Consider the following 24214-nt stretch of genomic DNA (forward strand, 5'->3'; position numbering starts at 1 on the left):
GCCTCCTTGCATATATATGAAACGCGCGCACCCTCAAATGAATGGGCCGCCCAGCTCGCCCCACATCATGCGCACAACCCTTGAATCACGTGGCTTTCAGGCCTTAAATAGAATCAGGGTCGATATATTCAATCATAATGAACAGGCACATTGATGGCACCTGACAAATGGATAAACCTGCCTGACAAACGGATCACCGCCCTCTTTGCCGAGGTGTAGCTTACCTTGACAGCATTTTGGAAATAAACCATAAATGCGCAACTTTAATAGAGCCAAGATGATATCACTCCGATATCAATTTAATGCTCTTTGACAAGTTTGTGCGCTGGTTCACAAAAGTTGCCAGCGCCGATACAAGCCCATGCCACGGGCCGATATGGAGATCGATTTCTGGTGAACTCCTCGCTGCTGCTTGCCGCTGTTTCCGCAGACTTTCCCTGCGGCGACGACCTGGAATACGACCCGGACTTCCTGCAGCTGGAACGCGATGCACAGGGCCGTCCGGAGCGGGTCATGGGCGATGCCGTGCAGCCTGCCGAACCTCCCCAGTGGCGCGACATCGAACAGTCCTGCACCGCCCTGTTGCAACGCAGCAAGGACCTGCGCATCACCCACTTCCTGGTCCAGGCCAACCTGGCCCTGCATGGTCTGCCTGGCCTGGCGGCCAGCCTCGAACTGATCCGCGACCTGCTCGACGAGTACTGGCTGCACCTGCATCCGCAGCTCGACGCCGCCGACGACAACGACCCGACCGTGCGCATCAACGCCCTGGCCGGGCTCACCTGCGACACCAACCTCGCCCTGCTGCGTGACAGCATGCTGGTGCGCTCCCGCGCCTTCGGCCCGGTGACGCTGCGCGCCGCCCTGCATGCCGCAGGCCTGCAGCACTTCGCCAGCGAGCAACTGAGCGTCGAGGAACTGGCCGCCGCCCTGCGCGATGCCGACGCCGAGCAGCTGGAACAGGCCCGCCAGGCCCTGACCCTGGCTCGCGCGGCCTGCGAGGCCATCGAACGCCGGGTGAGCGACCAGGTCGGCTCGGCCAGCGGCGTCGACCTCGACGCGCTCAAGCAGCCGCTGCGCCAGGCCCAGCAGGTGCTGGCCGACTACGGCCCGGCGTCCTCGGCCGACGACACCTCGACCGACGCCGCCGAACGACTGCCGGTCGGCAGCCCAGGCGAATCGCCGCTACCCACGGCCCAGGCCACACGCCCTGCGGCCCGCCCCGGCGAAGTGAACAGCCGCGAGGACGTCGTGCAGAGCCTCGAGCGCCTGCTCCAGTACTACGCCCGCCACGAGCCCTCGAGCCCGCTGCCGGTGCTGCTGCGACGGGCCAAGAACCTGGTCAACGCCGATTTCGCGACCATCGTGCGCGACCTGATCCCCGATGGCCTGTCGCAATTCGAGAACCTGCGCGGCCCCGAAGGCGACTGACGCCGCGCGGACCGCTTATCACCGACGCCCGCAACGAACGAAGCCGCCGCACCGGCGACCAGGAGGAACAACGTGGCGAAAGACAGCTCCCAGAAATTCATCGCGCGCAACCGTGCGCCGCGGGTGCAAATCGAGTACGACGTCGAGCTGTATGGCGCCGAGAAGAAGGTCCAGTTGCCCTTCGTCATGGGCGTGCTGGCCGACCTAGCCGGCAAGCCGGCCGAGCCGCTGCCGGCGGTGGCCGAGCGCAAGTTCCTGGAGATCGACGTCGACAACTTCGACTCGCGCCTGAAGGCCATGCAGCCCCGGGTGGCGTTCAACGTACCCAACGAACTGACCGGCGACGGCAACCTGAGCCTGGACCTCACCTTCGAGAGCATGGACGACTTCAGCCCCGCCGCCGTGGCGCGCAAGGTCGATGCGCTCAACCAGTTGCTCGAGGCGCGCACCCAATTGGCCAACCTGCTGACCTACATGGACGGCAAGACTGGCGCCGAAGACATCATCCTGAAAGCCATCAAGGACCCCGCCCTGCTCCAGGCCTTGGCCAGCGCGCCGAAGCCGGCCGACAACGAGCCGAGCGCCTGAGGAGACCGCCCATGAACGATCCATTGCGCGAAACCCAAGCCCAGCCGGCGGCCACCGAGCAGACCAGCGAGTTCGCCGCCCTGCTCATGCAGGAATTCAAGCCCAAGACCGAGCGCGCCAAAGAGGCGGTCGAAAGCGCCGTGCGCACCCTCGCCGAGCAGGCCCTGGCGCAGACCAACCTGGTGTCCGATGACGCCATCGGCTCGATCGAGTCGATCATCGCGGCGATCGACGCCAAGCTCACTGCACAGGTCAACCAGATCATCCATCACCCGGACTTCCAGCAACTGGAAAGCGCCTGGCGCGGCCTGCACTACCTGGTCAACAACACCGAGAGCGACGAGCAGCTGAAGATCCGCGTGCTCAACGTGTCCAAGACCGACCTGCACAAGACCCTGAAGAAGTTCAAGGGCACCGCCTGGGACCAGAGCCCGGTGTTCAAGAAGCTCTACGAAGAGGAGTACGGCCAGTTCGGCGGCGAGCCGTACGGCTGCCTGGTCGGCGACTACTACTTCGACCAGTCGCCGCCCGACGTCGAGCTGCTCGGCGAGATGTCGAAGATCTGCGCGGCCATGCACGCGCCGTTCATCTCCGCCGCCTCGCCGACCGTGATGGGCATGGGCTCGTGGCAGGAGCTGTCCAACCCGCGCGACCTGACCAAGATCTTCACCACCCCGGAATACGCCGGCTGGCGTTCGCTGCGCGAATCGGAAGACGCGCGCTACATCGGCCTGACCATGCCGCGCTTCCTCGCCCGCCTGCCCTATGGCGCCAAGACAGACCCGGTGGAGGCCTTCGCCTTCGAGGAAGACACCGACGGCGCCGACAGCAGCAAGTACACCTGGGCCAACGCCGCCTACGCCATGGCGGTGAACATCAACCGTTCGTTCAAGCACTACGGCTGGTGCTCACGCATCCGTGGCGTGGAGTCGGGCGGCGAGGTGCAGGGCCTGCCGGCGCACACCTTCCCCACCGACGACGGTGGCGTGGACATGAAGTGCCCGACCGAGATCGCCATTTCCGACCGTCGCGAGGCGGAACTGGCCAAGAACGGTTTCATGCCGCTGCTGCACAAGAAGAACACCGACTTCGCCGCGTTCATCGGCGCCCAGTCGCTGCAGAAACCGGCCGAGTACGACGACCCGGACGCCAGCGCCAACGCCAACCTGGCCGCGCGCCTGCCATACCTGTTCGCCACCTGCCGTTTCGCCCACTACCTCAAGTGCATCGTCCGCGACAAGATCGGCTCGTTCAAGGAGAAGGACGAGATGCAGCGCTGGCTGCAGGACTGGATCCTCAACTACGTCGACGGCGACCCGGCGCACTCCACCGAGACCACCAAGGCCCAACACCCGCTGGCGGCCGCCGAAGTGGTGGTCGAGGAGGTCGAAGGTAACCCTGGGTACTACAACTCGCGCTTCTACCTGCGCCCGCACTACCAGCTCGAAGGGCTGACCGTGTCGCTGCGCCTGGTGACGAAGCTGCCTTCGGCCAAGGGTGCCTGACCGACACGGCGCTGAACCCTGTCGGGGCGGCCTTGCCCGCGAAGAGCGGCAAGGTCGCCCCGACAAAACTGCCAAACGACGAGCGTTTCCGGAGAGACCATGGCTGTAGATATTTTCATCAAGATCGGCGACATCAAGGGCGAGTCCATGGACAAGGCCCACAAGGACGAGATCGACGTGCTGAACTGGAGCTGGGGCATGTCCCAGTCCGGCAACATGCACATGGGCGGCGGCGGTGGCGCCGGCAAGGTCAATATCCAGGACCTGTCGGTGACCAAGTACGTCGACAAGTCCAGCCCCAACCTGATGGCTCACTGCTCCAGCGGCAAGCACATCGACAAGGTCAAGCTAACCGTGCGCAAGGCCGGGGGCGAGAACCAGGTCGAGTACCTGATCATCAACCTCGAAGAGGTCCTCATCAGCTCCCTGAGCACCGGTGGCTCGGGCAGCGACGACCGCCTGACCGAGAACATCACCCTGAACTTCGCCAAGGTCACCGTCGACTACCAGCCGCAGAAAGCCGATGGCAGCAAGGATGGCGGCCCGATCAAGTACGGCTGGAACGTGCGCTCCAACGTCAAGATCTGACCGAGTACGCCTGCGGCCCATGCCCGCAGGCGTTTTCCCCGACGCGTCAGCCGCACCCGGTGAAGACCATGGCCAAGCCCTCGTTTATCAATCTGTGGAATGCCTACCCGTCCGACCAGTTTCCCTGCGACGGACCGTGGGACAACCAGTGCGCCATTCGCATGAGCATCGCCCTCAATGGGGAACGCAGCGTCAAGGTCAACGCCTCCAGCTACAGCGAACCGCGCTGTGCCCATGGCCATGCCCGGGGCGCGGAGTCCTTGGCCAACTGGCTGTGGAAACACCACCTGGGCGCCCCTGTGCAACTCAGCGGCAGCGCCGAGGACCGCCAGAAGCTGAAGACCAAGCGTGGCATCATCTTCTTCAAGGATTGCTTCGCCCGCGCCGGACAGTCGTTCGAGGACCGCAGTGGCGATCATATAGATCTCTGGGACCGTGGGTTGGTGACCGGCGAGTTCGCCGACCAGGCCCACCGCTCCAAGGCCGTCTGGTTCTGGGAGCTGAAATGAAACGGTGCCATACACTGCCGATGATCGTTCTTTCGTTGGCGACCTCAATGAGTGCCTGCGCGCAAGAACGTCCCGCCGCCACCGAGCCGCTTCCCGAGGGACCGCATGTCACACTGTCCGAGCGGCGCTTGACCTTGGAAAACCATCAGGGGCGTTGCGCCCTGCGCAGCAAGACAGACCAGACACTCCTGCAACTGGAAATACCCTGGCCGTGCCAGTTCAGCCCCGACAGGCGTTCCGGGGAGCCACGCGTGGAACACTTCAACGGCGCGCAGATCATTATTGTCAGGCACATTGATTTCGATACCCCGACACCAGGCAGTTGCCGAAGCCAATACCAGGCCATCCGCTGGTTCAATAACCAGCTGGAACCCTCGGTCGTCGCCCACAGTGCCAGTTGCACGACCGGGGCTGTCGACCAGAAGAACTTCGTGGGGCTGTTCAAGTGGTAGCCGAAATCGCCGCCCGCGACCGCTTGCAGCCCTCGCTGCTGGATCGCCTGACCGACGACGATCCCGGCAACCCGCAGGAGGCGCCGGACAAGCGCGTGCTGTCCCTGCAGCAGCTCAAGGCGTCGGTGTTGCGTGACCTCACCTGGTTGCTCAACACCACCTCGCTGCTCGACAGCGCCGCGACCCTGGACACCCCGGCCGGTGCCTCGGTGATCAACTACGGCCTGCCGGCCCTGGCCGGCAACAGCGCCTCGAACATCGACGCCCTCGCCCTGGAGCGCATCATCCACCAGGCCATCGTCACCTATGAACCGCGCATCCTCGCCCACACCTTGCGCGTGCGCGCCCAGGTCGCGCCCGCCGAAATGAACGCCAACGCCTTGAGCTTCGAGATCGAGGGCGACCTCTGGGCCCAGCCGGCGGCCCTGCCGCTGCTGCTGCAGACCGACCTGGACCTGGAGTCCGGGCATGTGCGCGTGGCCCCCGCCGACCGCCGGAGACGTGCATGAACCCGCGCCTGCTCGAGCTGTACAACCAGGAGCTGCAACACATCCGCGAAAGCGCGGCGGAGTTCGCCAGGGAGTACCCGAAGATCGCCGGCCGCCTGACCCTGGCCGGCATCGATTGCGCCGACCCCTACGTCGAGCGTCTGCTCGAAGGTTTTGCCTACCTCACCGCGCGAGTCCAGCTCAAGCTCGACGCCGAGTACCCGACCTTCACCCACAACCTGCTGGAGATCGCCTACCCGCACTACCTGGCGCCGACTCCCTCGATGACCGTGGTGCAGTTGCAGACCGACCCCGACGAAGGCTCGCTCGCCGCCGGCTTCCAACTGCCCCGGGGCAGCGTGCTGCGCGCCAACCTGGGCCGCGACTCGCAGACGCCGTGCGAATTTCGCAGCACCCAGGACGTCACCCTGTGGCCGCTGCGGGTGGCGCGCGCCGAATACTTCGGCAACCCCGGCGCCGTGCTCGGCCGCCTCGCCGCCAGCGAGCCACAGGCCCGCGCCGGGCTGCGCCTGACCTTGCGCAGCGGCGCCGGGATCCCCTTCGCCAGCCTGCCGCTGAGCCACCTGCCGCTGTACCTCAACGGCGCCGACGAAACCCCGTTCCGCCTGTACGAGCAGCTGCTCGGCAGCGCCTGCGCGGTGTTCGCCCGCCAGCCGGGCGGCGAGTGGGTCGAGCGCATTCCCCTGGAGCAGGCCCTGCGCCCCCGTGGCTTCGACGACTGCGAGGCGGCGCTGCCAGTGGTGCCCCAGGCCTTCCAGGGCTATCGCCTGCTGCAGGAGTACTTCGCCCTGCCCCAGCGCTTTCTGTTCGTCGACTTCGCCGGGCTGGAGCGGGCGGTGCAGCGCTGCACCGGCGAGGAGCTGGAGCTGGTTATCCTCTTCGAGCGCTTCGACCAGAGCCTGGAAAGCAGCGTCGGCGAGGCCCAGTTCGTGCCCTTCTGCACCCCGGCGATCAACCTGTTCCCACGCCGGGTGGACCGCATCCACCTCACCGACAAGGTCAACGAGCACCATGTGATCGCCGACCGCACCCGGCCGACCGACTTCGAGATCCACTCGCTGCAACAAGTCACCGGCCACGGCACCGGGGCGGACCAAGCGTTCTTGCCGTTCTACGCCGTGCGCGACCCGTCGCGCTATGGCCGCGACCAGGCCTACTACATCGTGCGTCGCGAGCCACGGGTGCTGTCCAGCGAACAGCGGCGCAACGGTACGCGCTCGAGCTACATGGGCAGCGAGACCTTCGTCAGCCTGGTCGACGGCCAGCACGCCCCCTACCGCCACGACCTGCGCCAGTTGGGCATCAGCGCCCTGTGCAGCAACCGCGACCTGCCGCTGTTCATGAACATCGGCGACGGCCGCAGCGATTTCAACCTGGCCGACAGCGCGCCGGTGTCCGCCGTGCGCTGCCTGGCCGGCCCCAGCCGCCCCAGGGCCAGCCATGCTCACGACAACCGCGCCTGGCGCCTGATCAGCCAGCTGTCGCTGAACTACCTGTCGCTGACCGAACAAGGCCAGGGCGCCGCCGCCCTGCGCGAGCTGCTGCGCCTGTACGGCGACAGCCAGGACGGTGCCCTGCAGTTGCAGATCGACGGCCTGCGCGAGGTCAGCGCCAAGCCTTGCACCCGGCGCCTGCCGATGCCCGGGCCGATCGTCTTCGGCCGGGGCCTGGAAATCACCCTGGCGTTCGACGAGAACGCCTTCCGTGGCACCGGGGTGTTTCTCCTCGGTGCGGTGTTCGAACGCTTCCTGACCCGCTACGTGTCCATCAACAGCTTCACCGAAACCGTGCTGCGCACCAGCGAACGCGGCGAGATCATGCGATGGAAAGCCAAGCCCGGATGCCGACCGACCCTGTGAACACGCTCCAGGCCATGCAGGCCGAGCCCTGGGAGTACGACTTCTTCCAGGCCCTGCGTCGCCTCGAGGCGGAACATCCCGAGCTGCCCCGCTTCGGCCATTCCCTGCGCCTGGCCGACGAGCCGGTGCGCCTCGGCCAGCGCCTGGACTGCGCCTTCGCCCCAGCCACCCTGGCCTCGGTGACGCCCGCCGAGGACGGCGGCCCGGCGCGCCTGGAGCAGTTCTTCTTCGGCCTCGGCGGCCCCAACGGCCCGCTGCCGTTGCACTTGACCGAGTACATGCGCGAGCGCCAGCGCAACCACGCCGACCCTACCAGCAAGCGCTTCCTCGACATCTTCCACCACCGCCTGCTGAGCCTGTTCTACCGTGCCTGGGCCGAGGCCCGGCCCACCGTCAGCCACGACCGCCCGGACGACGACTACTGGGCCGCACGCCTGGCCGCCCTGAGCGGCCGTGGCCTGCCGGCCCTGCGTGGCCAGGGGCCGCTGGCGGATACCGCCAAGCTGCACTGGTCGGGCCACCTGGCGGCGCAGACCCGCTACCCGGACGGCCTGTGCAGCATCCTGTCGGGCTACTTCGGCGTACCGGTGACCCTCGAGGAATACGTCGGCCAGTGGCTGGAGTTGCCCGAGCGCAGCCGCCTGGGCGCCCGTGCCAACCGCCTGGGCGTCGACCTGTGCCTGGGGCGCTATGCCTGGGACCGCCAGCACAAGTTCCGCCTGTGCCTCGGGCCGCTGAGCCTGGCGCAGTACCACGCCCTGCTCCCCGGCGGCAGCGCCTTCGTCGAGCTGGCAGCCTGGGTCGCCGAGTACCTGGGCCACGAGCTGGACTGGGACCTCAACCTGATCCTGCGGCGGGACGAAGTACCCGCCCTGCAACTCGACGCTGGCCGACGCCTGGGTTTCGACACCTGGCTCGGCCGTCCGCCACACGATGCCAACGACCTTGCGCTGGCCCGGTACTACGCCGAGCAGCCGGTCGAACCACCTGCCACAAGGAGTCAGGACCATGGGTGAAATCAGCCGCGCCGCGCTGTTCGGCAAACTCAACAGCATCGCCTACAAGGCCATCGAGGCCGCCACGGTGTTCTGCAAGCTGCGTGGCAACCCCTATGTGGAGCTGGCGCATTGGCTGCACCAGTTGCTGCAACTGCAGGACAGCGACCTGCACCGCATCGTGCGCCAGTTCAACGTCGAGCCGGCCCGCCTGGCCCGCGACCTGACCGATGCCCTGGACCGCCTGCCGCGCGGCTCGACCTCGATCACCGACCTGTCGTCCCAGGTCGAGGAAGCGGTGGAGCGCGGCTGGGTCTACGGCAGCCTGATGTTCGGCGAAAACCAGGTGCGTACCGGCTACCTGCTGGTGGGCATCCTCAAGACAGCGAGCCTGCGCAATGCCCTGCTGAACCTCTCGGGCGAGTTCGCCAAGCTCAAGGTCGAGGCCTTGAGCGAGCGCTTCGACGAATACGTGGGCGACTCGCCGGAGAACAACCTGGGCGCCAGCGACGGCTTCAGCGCCGCCGTGCCGGGCGAGGCCAGCGGCGCCGTGGCGCCGGCGGCGATGGGCAAGCAGGAGGCGCTCAAGCGCTTTACCGTCGACCTCACAGAGCAGGCGCGCAACGGCAAGCTCGACCCGATCGTCGGCCGCGACGAGGAGATCCGCCAGTTGGTCGACATCCTCATGCGCCGTCGGCAGAACAACCCGATCCTCACCGGCGAGGCCGGGGTGGGCAAGACCGCGGTGGTCGAGGGCTTCGCCCTGCGTATCGTCGCCGGCGACGTACCACCGGCGCTCAAGGACGTCGAGCTGCGCAGCCTGGACGTCGGCCTGCTGCAGGCCGGCGCCAGCATGAAGGGCGAGTTCGAGCAGCGGCTGCGCCAGGTGATCGAAGACGTACAGGCCTCGCCCAAGCCGATCATCCTGTTCATCGACGAGGCCCATACCCTGGTCGGCGCGGGTGGCGCGGCCGGTACCGGCGATGCCGCCAACCTGCTCAAGCCGGCGCTGGCCCGGGGCAGCCTGCGCACCGTGGCGGCGACCACCTGGGCCGAGTACAAAAAGCACATCGAGAAGGACCCGGCCCTGACCCGCCGCTTCCAGGTGGTGCAGGTGGCCGAGCCGAGCGAGGACAAGGCGCTGCTGATGATGCGCGGCGTGGCCTCGACCATGGAGCAGCACCACCAGGTGCAGATCCTCGACGAGGCCCTGGAGGCGGCGGTCAAGCTGTCGCACCGCTACATCCCGGCGCGCCAGTTGCCGGACAAGTCGGTGAGCCTGCTCGACACCGCCTGCGCCCGCGTGGCCATCAGCCTGCACGCGGTACCGGCCGAGGTGGACGACAGCCGCCGACGCATCGAGGCGCTGGACGTCGAGCTGCAGATCATCGCCCGCGAACAGGCCATCGGCGTCGTCACCGACCAGCGCCAGGCCCAGGCCGAGGCATTGCTGGAGGCCGAGCACCAACGCCTGGCCGGGTTGGAGGAGCGCTGGGCGGAGGAAAAGGCCCTGGTCGACGAACTGCTGGCCACCCGCGCGCAACTGCGCGAGCAGGTGGGCGTGGTCGACCACGAGGTCGATGCCCAGGGCAGCCATGAGCTGCGCGAGAAGCTGGTCGACCTGCAACAACGCCTCACCGCCCTGCAAGGCGAGAGCCCGCTGATCCTGCCGACCGTGGACTACCAGGCGGTCGCCTCGGTGGTCGCCGACTGGACCGGCATCCCGGTCGGGCGCATGGCGCGCAACGAGATCGAGACCGTACTCAACCTCGACACGCACCTGGCCAAGCGCATCATCGGCCAGGACCATGCCCTGAAGATGATCGCCAAGCGCATCCAGACCTCCCGCGCCGGCCTCGACAACCCCAACAAGCCGATCGGCGTGTTCATGCTCGCCGGCACCTCCGGCGTGGGCAAGACCGAGACCGCCCTGGCCCTGGCCGAGGCCATGTACGGTGGCGAGCAGAACCTGATCACCATCAACATGAGCGAGTTCCAGGAGGCCCACACCGTCTCCACCCTCAAGGGCGCCCCGCCCGGCTACGTCGGCTATGGCGAGGGCGGCGTGCTCACCGAGGCGGTGCGGCGCCGGCCATACAGCGTGGTGCTGCTCGACGAGGTGGAAAAGGCCCACCCGGACGTGCACGAGATCTTTTTCCAGGTGTTCGACAAGGGTGTGATGGAAGACGGCGAAGGCCGCCAGATCGACTTTCGCAACACCTTGATCCTGCTCACCACCAACGCCGGTACCGAGCTGATCGCCGACATCTGCAAGGATCCACAGGCCCTGCCCGAGCCCGAGTCGGTGGCGACGATGCTGCGCCAGCCGCTGCTGGAGATCTTCCCGCCAGCGCTGCTCGGCCGCCTGGTGACCATCCCCTACTACCCGCTCAGCGATGCCATGCTCAAGGCCATCGCCCGCCTGCAGCTGGAGCGCATCCGCAAGCGCGTGGAGAGCACGCACAAGGTGGGCTTCGCCTATGACGACGGGGTGCTCGACCTGATCGTCTCGCGCTGCACCGAGACCGAGAGCGGCGGCCGCATGATCGACGCCATCCTGACCAACGGCCTGCTGCCGGACATGAGCCGCGAGTTCCTCACCCGCTTGCTCGAAGGCAAGCCGTTGGCCAGCGTCGCCATCAGCCGCCGCGACAACGACCTGCACTATGACTTCGGCGCTGCCGGCTGACGGCGCGCCGTACGGGACGACCCATGCTGTTCAAGCAATTCACGCGCCTGGCGCAGATCAACAGCCCCCTGGGGCCGGACGTGCTGATCCTCAGCGAGATGGGCGGCAGCGAAGAGCTCGGCCGCCTGTTCGACTACGAGCTGCAGCTGACCAGCGACGATCCGGCCATCGACCTCAACCAGCTGCTGGGCAAGCCCATGAGCCTGTCGCTGCAACTGAACCTGGGCAGTTGGCGCCACTTCCACGGCATCGTCGCGCGCTGCAGCCAGGCGGTCGACAAGGGCCAGTTCGCCAGCTACCGGGTGACCCTGCGGCCTTGGCTGTGGCTGCTGACCCGCACCAGCGACTGCCGGATCTTCCAGCACCAGAGCGCGCCGCAGATCATCAAGCAGGTGTTTCGCGACCTGGGCTTCTCCGACTTCGAGGACGCCCTGAGCCGCAGCTACCGGGAACGCGAATACTGCGTGCAGTACCGCGAGACCAGCTTCGACTTCGTCAGCCGGCTGATGGAGGAAGAAGGCATCTACTACTTCTTCCGCCATGAGCAGGACCGCCATGTGCTGGTGCTGGCCGATGCCTACGGCGCCCACCAGCAGGCCCCCGGCTACGAGTCGGTGCCCTTCTACCCGCCGGATGGCCAGCATCGCGAGCGCGACCACATCAACGACTGGTACCTGGCCCAGGAAGTCCAGCCCGGCTCGCTGGAACTCAACGACTACGACTTCCAGCGCCCCAGCGCGCGCATCGACGTGCGCTCGGCCATGCCGCGCCCGCACCAGGCCGGCGACTATCCGCTGTACGACTACCCCGGCGCCTATGCGCAGACCCAGGATGGCGAGCACTACGCCCGCACCCGCCTGGAAGCGCTGCAAAGCCTGCACGAGCGGGTCGAACTGCGCGGCAATGCCCGGGGCCTGGGCAGCGGCCACCTGTTCAACCTCACCGGCTTCACCCGCCAGGACCAGAACCGCGAGTACCTGATCGTCGCCGCCCGCTACTACGTAGCCCAGGAGCGCCTGGAAACCGGTGGCGGCAGCGCATCGGCCCAGTTCGAGAGCAACCTCAGTTGCATCGACGCCCAGCAGAGCTACCGCCCGGTGGCCAGCACCCTGCGGCCGATCGTCAAGGGCCCGCAGACCGCGGTGGTGGTCGGCCCGGCCGGCGAGGAGATCTGGACCGACCAGTACGGCCGCGTCAAGGTGCACTTCCACTGGGACCGCCACGACCAGTCCAACGAGAACAGCTCCTGCTGGATACGCGTATCCCAGGCCTGGGCCGGCAAGAACTGGGGCTCGATGCAGGTCCCACGGATCGGCCAGGAAGTGATCGTCAGCTTCCTCGAGGGCGACCCCGACCGCCCGATCATCACCGGACGGGTCTACAACGCCGAGCAGACGGTGCCCTACGACCTGCCCGCAGGCGCCACCCAGAGCGGCATGAAGAGCCGCTCCAGCAAAGGCGGCAGCCCGGCGAACTTCAACGAGATCCGTATGGAGGACAAGAAGGGTGCCGAACAGTTGTACATCCATGCCGAACGCAACATGGACACGGTGGTGGAGCAGAACGAGACGTTGTCGGTGGGTATCAGCCGTACCAAGAGTGTCGGCATGATCGAAATGGTGACCATCGGCCAGGATCGCATCCGCGCGGTGCGCCACCACGACACCCTGCTGGTAGGCGCCAGCAAGACCGACAGCATCAGCACGACCTACCTCATGGAGGCTGGCGAGAAACTGCGCCTGGTCTGTGGCGATAGCGTGCTCGAACTCAACGCCAACGGTGAAATCAACCTCACCGGTGTGCGCCTGAACATCAACGCCAAGGACCATGCCCAGATCAATACCCCCGAAGGCACGCTCGACCTGAACATCGGCGGGGCGCCAGGCACCTCCTCCGGCCAGGACGGCAGCAAGGGCAGCATCGATGGCAGGGTCCAGGCGAAATTCCCCAAGGCCGGCCAGTAACAGGACAACGAATACATGATCTACCGCGTCAACGAGTTCCACCTCGCGCTGCCTGACGCCGACGTGCGTGACAACAGCATCAACATCCTGCGATTCGAGGCATTGGGTACCTCATTGGTGATCAGCCGCAGCCTGCTGGCCGATGGCGAAACGTTGCAGAGCAATTTCGACAGCCAGCTGCAACGCTTGCAGCAACAGGTCCAGGACCTGCGCTTCCAGGCTCCGCAGAGCGTGCGCCTTGGCGCGGCGCAGGATATCGACGGTATCGAGTTGAGCAGTCAGTTCAGCAAAGGCCAAGAGAAGGTCTTCCAGTACCAGCTCGCCCTGGTCTTGCCTGGCACCCGCAAGATGTTCGCCCTCAGCTACGTGAAGGCGCAGCCCATGGGCGAGGCCGAGGCAGGCCACTGGGGCGCGATCAAGCAATCGCTCGCTTTCGACAGCCTGGCCTGACGGTACCTGCGATGTCCGACGCACTCTGGGCCGCGCGCGAAGGCGACGCACTGATGCACACCTCGATGCTGGCAGACATCGTCGGCGGCGTGCTGGAAGTGGCGGCGACCGTTGCCATCGGTGCGTTGGCCACCGCTGCCGTTGGCGCCGCGCTTGGCATCACTGCCGCCACCGGAGGCCTGGGCTGCTTCGTGCTCGGCGCGGTGGTCGGTGTCGTGGTGGGCGTGGCCATGGCCAGTACCGGCGCCGATACGGCACTCAGCCGATTCTGCGAAGGGATCGGCAATGCGCTGTTCCCGCCGTCCATCCAGGCCAACATCGCCACCGGCTCGCACGACACCCATACCAACGGCAAGCCAGCCGCACGTGCCGCTGGCGTGGTCCTGCCGCCTCCTCCTGCGGACGCCTCGCTTGCAGAGGAGGAACCCGAGGAGGAAACCTTCCTCGACATGGCCCAGGGCTTCTTCTCGCAACTGTGGCGTCCCACGGTCGCGTCACCGGCCCCCAACACTGCACCGGCCGATGACGACAAGGTCATCTGCAGCAAGCACCCGGCTATGCCGCCACAGTACATTGCCGAGGGTTCGAGTAAGGTCAGCATCAACGGCCAACCCGCCGCTCGCAGCGGCGACCGCAGTACCTGCGAGGGTGTAATCGTCGATTCCGGGCTGATTTCCAGCGATGTACGCATTGGTGGCGAACCGATCGTGGTGCGTGAAATCCGCAGCGGCAAGACTCCCGGCGTCGGTCTGGCAGTCACGGCTCTGATGATGTTGCGAGGACGCGGGGGCAAGTTCTACAGCAAGCTCGGCTGCATGCTAGTCGGTGGCGCCACCAGTTTCGTCAGCGGACAGGTGACCGGTGCGCTGACTCGTGCGATCACTGGCTCACCGAACCCCGTGCACGCTGCCACAGGTGCGAAAGTCCTGGGTGGCGAGGACGAGCAGGATTTCAGGCTCGCGGCCCTGATACCACTGGAGTGGCAACGCTTCTACAGTAGTAGGGACGAGCGGCGCGACGGCTTGTTTGGTGCCGGCTGGAGCGTGTCCTACGAAGTCTTCGTACGCATCGAGGCCGACCCAGAAGGCGGTGAGCGCCTGTTGTACACGGACGAGCAGGCACGGGTGATAGACATGGGTCACATCCCGCCCGGCGATGCTGTGTTCAGCCCCGGCGAAGGCCTGAGCGTGCGCCGGGCCTTGAATGGCGAACTGCTCATCGAGGACATCGAAGGCCTTTACCGCCTCTTCGAGCCCAGCCCCGAAAAACCCGCACACCTGCGTTTGAGCCAACTGGGAGACCGCAACGACAATCGGCTCTACCTGCACTATGACTAGCGTGGACGTCTGTCGGGCCTGCGCGACACGTTCGACCTGGTACGCATACAGCTGCACTACAGCCCACAGTGGCCCTCTCGGGTCAGTACCATCGAGCGCGTTCATGACGATGGGAGCCTGGAGACACTGGCCAGTTATCGCTACGACGAACAGGGCGACCTCTGCGAGGTGCTTGACGAGAAAGGTCGCCTACGGCGCCGCTTCGCCTATGACGACCATCGGCACATGATCGAGCACCAGACAGCGTCCGGGCTTCGGTGTTACTACGAATGGCAGGACATCGAAGGCGAACGCCGGGTTTCCCGACACTGGACCTGCGCAGGTGACGAGTATTGCTTCAACTACGACATTAGCGCTGGCCTGACCCGCATCACCGATAATTTGCAGCGTGTCAGCATTCGTCGGTGGAACGCCCAGTACCAGATCACTGAGTATATCGACGCAATGGCGCAGGCCTGGTGCTTCGAGTGGAACGATGAGCGTCAACTGCTGGCTGCCACCGACCCGCAAGGTGGGCGCTGGCAATATTTCTACGACGAGTCAGGCAATCTTTCACAAACCATCGACCCCTTGGGGCGAAGCGAATCGACACAGTGGCTCGAACACTGGGCATTGCCCCGGACCCATCTGGACCCAATGGGCAATCGCTGGCACTACCACTACGACCAACGCGGCAACTGCGTTCGGGAATGTGACCCGCAGGGTAACGTTACCCGCTATCGCTATGATGTACATGGGCAGGTCGTGGCGGTTACCAACGCCGCCGGCCAATCGACGACCCGCCGCTGGAACCGCCTGGGGTTGCTCGTCGAAGAGGTTGATTGCTCGGGCTTTCCAACCCGCTACGCCTATGACCATCGGGGCCACCTGAGCCAGGTGATCGATGCTGAGAGTCGCACTACTCGATACACCCATGATGCGCGGGGCTGGCTACTGTGCCTGGAACGTCCAGATGGCAATCGCGAGCAATACCAACGCTCGACGGAAGGATTGCTGCTCGCTCATGCCAATGCGGCCGGGCATGTCACCCGCTACGAGTACAACCGACGTGGACAGGTCAGTCGCCAAGTGGATGCCGCTGGTCGCCAGGTTGGTTTCGAGTATGACGCCCAAGGCCGGCTTGTGCGGTTGAGAAACGAGAATGGAGAAAGCTATCGATTCTCTTGGGATGCCGATGATCGCCTCGTAGAGCAACGAGACCTCGACGACACCTGCAAGCAATACACCTATGACAGCCTGGGTAATCTGGTCCGATTGGTCTTTCACCCCGAACCTGGCAGCCCCGAGGTGCCCATCGTCCATACACTCGAACGCGATGCCGCAGGCAGGCTGGTTGCCAAGATCACGTCCGATGGTCGCACCGACTATCACTACGACGCACTGGACCAGTTGACCTCAGTGGAATCCACAAGCCCTGACGGTATTCGGCAAACATTGGATTTCACTTATGACAGGCTCGGTCAATTGCTGCAGGAACGGACAGCACGGGGGAGCCTGTCATACAGCTACGACGAGCTGGGTAACCTGACTGGGATACGTCTTGGTGACGGTCGCCAGTTGAATAGATTGATGTATGGCTCCGGGCATCTGCATCAGTTGAACCTCAATGGACATGTCATTGCGGATTTCGAACGCGACCGCTTGCACCGTGAGGTCACGCGCACTCAAGGGCGGCTGCTGTGCCGCAGCGAGTACGATCCGGTGGGGCGTTTGCGCAGCCGTGGTAGCCATGCAGCCGACCAGACAATTAACCCCTTGTCGGTGGCGCGACAGCACTTCGCCTACGATGGCGGCAACAACCTGGTCGAAGTCCAGGCCCTGAAAGCCCAGGGCAACACTCTAGAGTCTTTAGGCTATGACGCGACAGGCCGAATACTCGTGCGCCACGACCCACTCGCAGGCCAGTACGAACACTTCCACTACGATGCAGCAGCCAACCTGCTCGACAGGTCTGGGAAGCCACCTATCCGTCATAACCGCCTGCTGTGCTATCAGGACAAGCACTACCGCTACGACGGTTTCGGCCGACTGGTCGAAAAGCGCAGCAACAGGCGAGGCATTCAACGGTTTCGCTACGATGCCGAACATCGGCTGATTGAGGTCCGTAACCTGTGCGCCGGGCGCGAAACTGTAGTGTCCATGCACTACGACCCCTTGGGACGACGCATCGCCAAGGAGGAGCGTACCCCGCAAGGGTTGCTTGTCGGCAGGACCGAGTTCACCTGGGACGGCTTGCGTTTGCTGGAGGAGCGTCGCAACGGACGAAGCAGCCTGTACGTTTATACCGATGCCGGTCATGAACCACTGGCACGCATCGACAGCGCAGGCGCCCATCAACAAGTGCTGCATTTCCACAATCACCTCAATGGGCTGCCACTACGACTGACGTCAGAGGATGGCGATACCAGGTGGGAAACCCGTTACGAGGTATGGGGCACCAGTATCGGAGAATGGCGTGCCCCAGGTCATGATGAGGAACAGAATCTCAGGTTCCAGGGGCAGTACCTGGATCGCGAGACGGGCCTGCACTACAACACATTCCGGTTTTATGACCCGGATATTGGACGCTTCACCCAACCAGACCCCCTCGGACTGGCTGGGGGCTGGAATCTCTATCTCTACAGTCCAAACCCGCTCGGCTGGATAGACCCGCTCGGGCTCACCGCCGGCTGTCCGAAGCTGGCACGCAGGAATCGCCATCACTCACGTTCGGCCACCTATACGAAACATACCCAGGCCAAGACGCAATCACAGGCTCAAAGCTTGTCGTCGCGTGGAGGAGCGGCTCAATACTGGGGCAAGGATTTGCCGGAAAACGCTACAGCCAAACAAGTCACAGCGTTCCGTAACCAAGTGGAGAAAGACGCGCTGCGGCACGGTACCGAAATCGACCTGGGCAACAAGGGCTCCTCCTACTACATTCACGATGCAGGGAAACCCATCGGATTCAATAACGGCAAACCGACCCAGTATGTCCGGGTAGAAGTAACCGATACACCAATGCCTGAATTCCATGGACACCCCATTTCCCAGGCTGACTATATGACCTACCTGAAGTCGCAAAAATGAACATCATTCAAGAAATCGCCTTGGCCCATCCTCTCGCAGAACTGCTGGTACCTACCGGCTGGCAGGTATCGAAGAATAATTTCATCGATGCCTCACCCGTCCTGCTCACCGGCATCACCGACGAGCATGCCCGCTTTCTCGCCGCAAAGAACTTTTTCGCCGACGACATCTTCATGGCCTCCAGCGAGCGAACATTCGACAGCGGCTTGCCTGTCACTGCCACCCTCGATGTCTGGTGCAGCCCCTTGGGTGACGAGGAGATCTCGCCCATCGAATATCAGGTTTCCATCTCGATACTCAAAGGCAAGAAACGAACGGCCCTGCTGTCCCGGACCCAATCGACGGAGGACCGTCATCACGCCCAGCGCATCATCAATGCCTGGATGAGCACATTCACCTGGCGAGTGATGTACGAGTTCGAAAACAGCGGCCTGCCTATCGAGCATTACTTTCCTGATCGGCCGATTCCGTGATTCGGCACCACACCACAAAGATAACGGCAGCGATGGACCTGGCCTTCAAACCAAGTACTTTCATCCGATGACCGACCGGCAACGACTCTACGAAAAGCACGAAACCAAGCTGGACCGCCTTTACGACGACATCGAAGAGGGCAAGCTGGAGCGAGTGCGCACATTTGCCCAGAAGTACCCAGACCTGCTGGCCCTGCCACGCTATGGCGAGGCCGGTGAAGAAGGCCTGCTGCATATGGCTGCCAGGGCTGGGCAAACCAAGATCTGCGGCCTGCTGCTCGAGCTGGGCCTGGATCCGAACCAGCCGTTCGTTGACGAAGGGCATGGCACTGCTCTCGCACAGGCCGCAAGCGAAGGGCACCTGGAGACCTGCGCATGCCTGCTCGATGCCGGTGCCTGGGTCGATGGTCTGCCACTGAGTGTCTGCCCTCCCCTGTATGCAGCCGCCCAGTCAGGCCACCGAGAGGTGGTCGCACTGCTCCTGGCGCGTGGTGCCGAGGTCAATCGCCTGCATCTGCGCTTCAACGACAGCGCGCTCGATGCCGCCCGGGCATGGGATCATCCACACACCGCCGACTTGCTGCTATCCCATGGGGCACGCAGCACCCTCGAGGTGGAAGCGGATGATGCCGAAGGTGCGGGGCAGGCCATTGTCACCTTCGTGCACAACACCGCTGGGTGGGTCTTGCCGAACGTCTTCAGCCCGCCCAGCGAGGATCCTCGCACCACACTGCATGTCAGCCTGCTGGATGGCAAAAGCGACTTCAAGCTGCTGTTCACTGTCGGCCTGTACCAGGCCGTACCGATGACCGAACTCTTCATCTGCCTACCGGGCGACTGGGCCCTGCCCCAGGCCAGACTGCCGCAGCACGGTGCCTGGAACTTCCCGGTGCAGTTGCTGGCACGCCTCGCCCGACAGACCTTGGAGCACGGGCCGCTCTGCGAGGGTATGTTGATTCAGCGCAGCGACCCGGGATATGCGGACCTGCCCTGGCCAGAGGCCGTGGATGCCATGCTGGTGGTGGACAAGCTCTGGAACGAGGAGCCTGCCGCGCAAGCCATACCGAAGGAGGAGCGTGTCACCCTGTTGATGCTGGCGCCGGTGAAGTTCACCAGCAAGGGCGCTCCCGTCGCCAAGGCCCTGGCAACGCTGGTCGAACGCAAGCGAACGGCGAGCTGGAAGACACTGGCACTGGCCATCCCTGCCTGACCCCGTTGGCGAGATGGCAGCGCCGGTCAGGTGACTCGGAAATGACAGGGTGTGCACTGTGACCCAACTGCTCGGAAACTAAAGAAGCGATTGCCATCGAATATGAGGTGGCTTACCCGGAACCCTCATGGGCCATGCCCGGTGCTGGTTCGAGGGGCAGCCGCTGGGCAGCCAGGAGCACGCCGGGTTGGCTTCGGCACAGCGCAGCGCTGCACATCGGCACAATCCACACCTCGGGTAAGAGTCTTTTACCAAAACCCCTGGTTTTCCGCGGGCGCCCTTTGCCTATCCTAGTGCGGGTCATCCTGCCTGCGATGGACCCATGAAACACACGCTTCCCACCCGCTACGCCTGCCTGGCCACCTGCCTGCTGTTCACCTTCGCCAGCCTTCCCTTTCTTGCCCAGCACGCCTGGCTCTGGCCCGTCACCCTGGTCACCGCCCTGCTCAGCCTGGTCGGCCTCAACGACCTGCGCCAACGCCATCATGCGGTACGGCGCAACTATCCGATCCTGGGCAACATCCGCTACCTGATCGAGACCATCCGCCCGGAGATCCGCCAGTACCTGATCGAGGGCGACGACGACAAGCTGCCGTTCTCCCGTTCGCAGCGTTCGCTGGTGTATGCCCGGGCCAAGAACGAGAGTGCCGAGAAAGCCTTCGGTACACTCAACGATGCCTACAAGCCGGGCTTCGAGTTCATCAGCCATTCGATGCTGCCAGCCGCGACCCCCGACCCGGCGTCGTTTCGCATCGACATCGGCGGGCCGCAGTGCCGACAGCCCTACTGCGCTTCGATCTTCAACATCTCGGCCATGAGCTTCGGCGCCCTCAGCGCCAATGCCATCGCCGCGCTGAACAAGGGCGCACGCCTGGGCCATTTCGCCCACGACACTGGCGAAGGCAGCATCAGCCCCTACCACCGTGCGCATGGCGGCGACCTGATCTGGGAGATCGGCAGCGGCTACTTCGGCTGCCGGACGGCAGATGGCCGTTTCGACCCGGTGCGCTTCGCCGAACAGGCTGGCGATGCGCAGGTGAAGATGATCGAGATCAAGCTCAGCCAAGGCGCCAAGCCCGGCCATGGCGGTATCCTGCCTGGGCACAAGGTCAGCCCGAAGATCGCCGCCACCCGTGGCGTGCGGGTCGGTGAAGACTGCATCTCGCCGGCAGCCCACAGCGCCTTCCGCACGCCGGTGGAGCTGTTGCAGTTCATCGCCCGCCTGCGCGAGCTATCGGGCGGCAAACCGGTCGGTTTCAAGTTCTGCCTGGGTCATCCGTGGGAGTTCATGGGGATCGCCAAGGCCATGCTGGCCACGGGCATCACCCCGGACTTCATCGTCGTCGACGGCAAGGAAGGCGGTACCGGCGCGGCGCCTCGCGAATTCAGCGACAACATGGGCGTGCCCATGCGCGAGGGGTTGCTGTTCGTGCACAACACCCTGGTGGGGCTGAACCTGCGGGATCGTGTGCGTATCGGGGCGGCGGGCAAGCTCGTCAGCGCCTTCGATATCGCCAGCGTGCTGGCCCTCGGCGCCGACTGGGTCAACTCGGCCCGTGGCTTCATGTTCGCCATTGGCTGCATCCAGTCCCAGAGCTGCCATACCAACAAGTGCCCGACCGGCGTGGCCACCCAGGACCCGCTGCGCCAGCGCGCGCTGGTGGTGCCGGAAAAAGCCGAGCGGGTTGCCAGCTTCCATCGCAACACGCTGCATGCCCTGGCAGAAATGCTCGCCGCCGCCGGCCTGGAACACCCTTCGGCGCTCAAGCCCAAGCACCTGGCGCGGCGCATCAGCCCCAGCGAGATCAGCCTGTTCTCCCAGTTGCACCACTTCCTCAAACCGGGCGAATTGCTCAGCGGCTCGATCGACAGCGAGTTCTATGCACGGATGTGGCGAATGGCCCGCAGCGACAGCTTCGCACCCCAGGTCAGTGACACCGAGGCGGTCGTACCGATGGCCACGGTGCGCCGGAAAGAAACAGCCCCGGCATAGGCCGGGGCTGCTGGTAACGCCGAATCAGGATCAGAAGATGCTGATTGGGTACTCGACGAATACGCGGACTTCGTTGCCGTCGTCGTTGTAGCCGTTCTGGCGGACTGCGGTGTTGGTACGCACGATGGAGCTACGCACCTTGACCGACAGGTCCTTGGCCGGGCCTTCCTGGACGACGTAGCGGATCTGGTTGAACAGTTCGCGCTCCTTGCCCTCGCCGAAACCGTGGGTGTTGATGTTGTCGCCACGCACGTAGGCGAGCTTGTAGGTCAGGCCAGGTACGCCGAAGGCGCCGAAGTCCAGACCGTAGCCGATCTGCCAGGAGCGCTCGTCCTCGGCGTTGAAGTCGGACCAGTAGGAGTTGGCCAGGTAGATGGTCGAACCACCGTCACCCACGCCGCCACGGTTCTGGTACCAGCCGTAGTTGTAGCCGGTGTCGCCGGTGCTGCGCTGGTGGGCGATGGTCACCGAGTGAGGGCCGAAGGCGTAGGTGGCTGCCAGGCTCCAGATGGTGTTGGAGTCGCCGGTCAGGCCAGCTTCACGCTCGTACTTGCTGTCGATGCTGGTCTTGTAGCCGTTGAAGTCCAGGGTCAGGGACTGGTCGTCGGCGATCGCGTGGACGTAGTTCAGGCCCAGGTAGTGCTTCTTCAGCACGTCCTCGACATCGGAGGTGTACAGGGAGCCGGTGAAGTTGTCGGTGAACTGATAGCTGCCGCCGAACACGTTGATCGACTTCAGGCCGCCACTGTCGCGACCTTCGGCGCTCTTGCGCGCTTCCTGGGTGAAGCGACCGGCGTTGAGCTCCAGGCCCTTGATCTCCTTGGAGGTGATCATGGTGCCGGTGAAGCTTTCCGGCAGCAGGCGCGCGTCGTCGTACTGCAGCACGGGCAGCGCTGGCATCTGGTCACCGTACTTGAGCACGGTGTTGGAGACACGGAACTTGATGGCGGCGCCAGCACGGGCCAGGTTGTGCGGCGAGTTGGATGGCTCGGTGTCGCTCGGCTTGAAGAAGTCGACGCCCGCGCCACCGTTGTGGCCCTTGCCACCGTCTAGCCCGGATTTCTCATGACCGCATAAACAAAAACGGCTGAAAGCCTTATGATTCTTGTCGCCAAACAAAGCCCCATAAGTCTTCAGCCGCGCACAAAATGCTACCAGAAAAACTCCACTTTTCACCCCTCTCTCGCCGCCTCGTCGAGGCCTCTTTCACCGGTGGTCACATCACCTCGGATGCGGGCTTGTTGCTGCTGCGCGAGGTCGACCGGCAACATGGCTTGACCCGCCGCCTGGCCAAAATCGTTCCCGATCGGCGTGATCCTGGGCGTGTCCAGCATGGACTGCAGACACTGCTCGCCCAGCGTATCTATGCACTGGCCGCCGGCTACGAGGATCTCAACGATCATGACGGCCTGCGCCATGACTACGCGCTGCAGACTGCGGTCAACCGCCTGCAACCGCTGGCCGGCAAATCCACTCTGGGGCGCCTGGAACAGCAAGCCGATCGCGAAACGGTGGTGCAAGCCCATCGCCTGCTGTGGGAGCACTTCATCGCCCAGCATGACCAGGCGCCGGCTGAGATCGTGCTCGACTTCGATGCGACCGATGTGCCGGTGCATGGAGATCAGGAAGGGCGCTTCTTCCATGGCTATTACGACCATTACTGCTTCCTGCCGCTCTATGTGTTCTGTGGTCGCCATCTGCTGGTGAGCTATTTGCGCCCGAGCAACATCGATGGCGCCCGACACAGTTGGGCCATCCTGGCACTGCTGGTCAAGTTCATTCGCCGCTTCTGGCCAGAGACCCGCATCGTGTTCCGCGGTGACGGCGGTTTTTGCCGACATCGCATGCTCGACTGGTGTGACCGCAAGCAGGTGGATTATGTGGTGGGTCTGGCCCGCAACACCCGCCTGCAGCGGATGGCGGCGCCGGCCATGCAAGCGGTCGCCGAGGCCTACCAAGAAACCGGGCAGAAGATGTCCGGCGTGTATCGCTTCCTCTATCAGGCCGGTAGTTGGCGTAGGCGCCGCCTGGTCGTGTCGCGCCTGGAACATGGCGAGCAGGGTGCCAATCCACGCTTCATCGTCGTGTCCCGCTTTGCCGAGGATGCTGCCCAGCAGTACTACGAAGACTACTGCGGCCGTGGCGACATGGAGAATCGGATCAAGGACCAACAGTTGGATCTGTTCGCCGACCGCACCTCCAGCCCACGCTGGTGGACCAACCAGTGGCGGCTGATGCTGTCGGCCTTTGCCTATGTGCTGTTCGAACGGCTACGCGATCATCTCCAGGGCACCGCATTGGCGCGCATGAGCATCCATAACCTGCGCTTGAAACTGCTCAAGATCGGTGCGGTGATCATTCGCAACAGCCGGCGCATCCGCGTGCTGATCAGCGAGGCCTATCCGCATCAGGAACTCTTTGCGGGGCTGGTTGCCCGCCTCAAGCCGACCTGAACAGGCGGGCGCCCCCGGCCCGGCTCAATGGGGGAAAGGGGGCAGTGCGCCCCATACGCGGGAATTGAATAAAAAACGATCAATTTTTAGCGGTGGAAGGCAGGTTGTTGATACGCCGAGGCTTCACCGGCCACGCCTGC

General features: G+C 64.4%; 16 protein-coding genes and 2 pseudogenes. 17 read left to right on the forward strand and 1 reads right to left on the reverse strand.

Annotation, left to right across the window (positions count from 1 at the left end):
* The first annotated feature begins 393 nt into the window (after positions 1–393).
* The 16 genes and pseudogenes from tssA (at position 394) to ACDI39_RS15815 (ending at position 21621) form a co-directional block, all read left to right on the forward strand.
* The gene (tssA, locus tag ACDI39_RS15740; protein WP_253080272.1) at positions 394–1431 is read left to right on the forward strand and encodes a type VI secretion system protein TssA; all 1038 of its coding nucleotides are present in this window, start codon (positions 394–396) and stop codon (positions 1429–1431) included.
* A gap of 72 nt (positions 1432–1503) precedes the next feature.
* Positions 1504–2019 carry a type VI secretion system contractile sheath small subunit gene (gene tssB / locus ACDI39_RS15745; RefSeq protein ID WP_225786601.1) on the forward strand — a complete coding sequence of 172 codons (516 nt, stop codon included), beginning with the start codon at positions 1504–1506 and terminating at the stop codon, positions 2017–2019.
* Between the two features lie 11 nt (positions 2020–2030).
* Positions 2031–3524, forward strand: a complete 1494-nt coding sequence (gene tssC / locus ACDI39_RS15750; protein WP_253080273.1) for a type VI secretion system contractile sheath large subunit — start codon at positions 2031–2033, stop codon at positions 3522–3524.
* A gap of 99 nt (positions 3525–3623) precedes the next feature.
* The gene (locus tag ACDI39_RS15755; RefSeq protein ID WP_225786603.1) at positions 3624–4112 is read left to right on the forward strand and encodes an Hcp family type VI secretion system effector; all 489 of its coding nucleotides are present in this window, start codon (positions 3624–3626) and stop codon (positions 4110–4112) included.
* A gap of 68 nt (positions 4113–4180) precedes the next feature.
* Positions 4181–4621, forward strand: coding sequence for a type VI secretion system amidase effector protein Tae4 (locus ACDI39_RS15760; protein ID WP_225786604.1), 441 nt, complete (start codon positions 4181–4183; stop codon positions 4619–4621).
* On the forward strand, positions 4618–5073 hold the full coding sequence (locus ACDI39_RS15765) for a hypothetical protein (protein WP_225786605.1): 456 nt from the start codon (positions 4618–4620) through the stop codon (positions 5071–5073). Before ACDI39_RS15760 ends, ACDI39_RS15765 begins: the two co-directional genes overlap by 4 nt.
* Positions 5067–5582: a type VI secretion system baseplate subunit TssE gene (gene tssE / locus ACDI39_RS15770; RefSeq protein ID WP_225786606.1), complete on the forward strand. Its 516-nt coding sequence runs from the start codon at positions 5067–5069 to the stop codon at positions 5580–5582. The genes ACDI39_RS15765 and tssE overlap by 7 nt, the downstream gene beginning before the upstream one ends.
* Complete coding sequence (tssF, locus tag ACDI39_RS15775; RefSeq protein ID WP_253080275.1) at positions 5579–7441, forward strand: type VI secretion system baseplate subunit TssF; 1863 nt, start codon at positions 5579–5581, stop codon at positions 7439–7441. Before tssE ends, tssF begins: the two co-directional genes overlap by 4 nt.
* A complete protein-coding gene (tssG, locus tag ACDI39_RS15780; RefSeq protein WP_225786608.1) occupies positions 7405–8457 on the forward strand; it encodes a type VI secretion system baseplate subunit TssG in 1053 nt (350 codons plus the stop codon). The genes tssF and tssG overlap by 37 nt, the downstream gene beginning before the upstream one ends.
* Complete coding sequence (tssH, locus tag ACDI39_RS15785; RefSeq protein WP_225786609.1) at positions 8450–11125, forward strand: type VI secretion system ATPase TssH; 2676 nt, start codon at positions 8450–8452, stop codon at positions 11123–11125. Before tssG ends, tssH begins: the two co-directional genes overlap by 8 nt.
* Positions 11126–11148: 23 nt before the next feature.
* Entirely contained in the window at positions 11149–13089 is a 1941-nt protein-coding gene (locus ACDI39_RS15790; protein ID WP_253080276.1) for a type VI secretion system Vgr family protein, read from the forward strand.
* Positions 13090–13104: 15 nt separating this feature from the next.
* Positions 13105–13539, forward strand: a complete 435-nt coding sequence (locus ACDI39_RS15795; RefSeq protein WP_253080277.1) for a DcrB-related protein — start codon at positions 13105–13107, stop codon at positions 13537–13539.
* Positions 13540–13550: 11 nt separating this feature from the next.
* A pseudogene (locus ACDI39_RS15800) lies at positions 13551–17945 on the forward strand (RHS repeat-associated core domain-containing protein).
* The gene (locus ACDI39_RS15805; protein ID WP_225786613.1) at positions 17942–18418 is read left to right on the forward strand and encodes a hypothetical protein; all 477 of its coding nucleotides are present in this window, start codon (positions 17942–17944) and stop codon (positions 18416–18418) included. The pseudogene ACDI39_RS15800 and the gene ACDI39_RS15805 overlap by 4 nt, the downstream one beginning before the upstream one ends.
* 67 nt (positions 18419–18485) lie before the next feature.
* The gene (locus ACDI39_RS15810; RefSeq protein ID WP_225786614.1) at positions 18486–19628 is read left to right on the forward strand and encodes an ankyrin repeat domain-containing protein; all 1143 of its coding nucleotides are present in this window, start codon (positions 18486–18488) and stop codon (positions 19626–19628) included.
* Positions 19629–19950: 322 nt separating this feature from the next.
* Positions 19951–21621, forward strand: a complete 1671-nt coding sequence (locus ACDI39_RS15815; protein ID WP_486536933.1) for an FMN-binding glutamate synthase family protein — start codon at positions 19951–19953, stop codon at positions 21619–21621.
* A 30-nt stretch (positions 21622–21651) separates the two neighbouring features.
* On the opposite strand, the pseudogene ACDI39_RS15820 reads toward ACDI39_RS15815, so the two are convergent.
* Positions 21652–22674 (reverse strand): annotated as a pseudogene (locus ACDI39_RS15820) (OprD family outer membrane porin); the annotation flags it as partial.
* A 95-nt stretch (positions 22675–22769) separates the two neighbouring features.
* Between ACDI39_RS15820 and ACDI39_RS15825 the strand changes: the two are divergent.
* Positions 22770–24074 carry an IS1380-like element ISPa33 family transposase gene (locus ACDI39_RS15825; RefSeq protein ID WP_010793081.1) on the forward strand — a complete coding sequence of 435 codons (1305 nt, stop codon included), beginning with the start codon at positions 22770–22772 and terminating at the stop codon, positions 24072–24074.
* Positions 24075–24214: the final 140 nt, after the last annotated feature.

It is taken from the genome of Pseudomonas sp. Tun-23181, from assembly GCF_057415455.1.

Excerpts from the sequence above, each read along its gene's own strand:
- tssC (WP_253080273.1), top strand. The coding sequence starts at position 2,031 with ATGAACGATCCATTGCGCGAAACCCAAGCCCAGCCGGCGGCCACCGAG.
- ACDI39_RS15755 (WP_225786603.1), top strand. The coding sequence starts at position 3,624 with ATGGCTGTAGATATTTTCATCAAGATCGGCGACATCAAGGGCGAGTCC.
- ACDI39_RS15760 (WP_225786604.1), top strand. The coding sequence starts at position 4,181 with ATGGCCAAGCCCTCGTTTATCAATCTGTGGAATGCCTACCCGTCCGAC.
- ACDI39_RS15765 (WP_225786605.1), top strand. The coding sequence starts at position 4,618 with ATGAAACGGTGCCATACACTGCCGATGATCGTTCTTTCGTTGGCGACC.
- tssF (WP_253080275.1), top strand. The coding sequence starts at position 5,579 with ATGAACCCGCGCCTGCTCGAGCTGTACAACCAGGAGCTGCAACACATC.
- tssG (WP_225786608.1), top strand. The coding sequence starts at position 7,405 with ATGGAAAGCCAAGCCCGGATGCCGACCGACCCTGTGAACACGCTCCAG.
- tssH (WP_225786609.1), top strand. The coding sequence starts at position 8,450 with ATGGGTGAAATCAGCCGCGCCGCGCTGTTCGGCAAACTCAACAGCATC.
- ACDI39_RS15790 (WP_253080276.1), top strand. The coding sequence starts at position 11,149 with ATGCTGTTCAAGCAATTCACGCGCCTGGCGCAGATCAACAGCCCCCTG.
- ACDI39_RS15795 (WP_253080277.1), top strand. The coding sequence starts at position 13,105 with ATGATCTACCGCGTCAACGAGTTCCACCTCGCGCTGCCTGACGCCGAC.
- ACDI39_RS15805 (WP_225786613.1), top strand. The coding sequence starts at position 17,942 with ATGAACATCATTCAAGAAATCGCCTTGGCCCATCCTCTCGCAGAACTG.
- ACDI39_RS15810 (WP_225786614.1), top strand. The coding sequence starts at position 18,486 with ATGACCGACCGGCAACGACTCTACGAAAAGCACGAAACCAAGCTGGAC.
- ACDI39_RS15815 (WP_486536933.1), top strand. The coding sequence starts at position 19,951 with ATGAAACACACGCTTCCCACCCGCTACGCCTGCCTGGCCACCTGCCTG.
- ACDI39_RS15825 (WP_010793081.1), top strand. The coding sequence starts at position 22,770 with ATGCTACCAGAAAAACTCCACTTTTCACCCCTCTCTCGCCGCCTCGTC.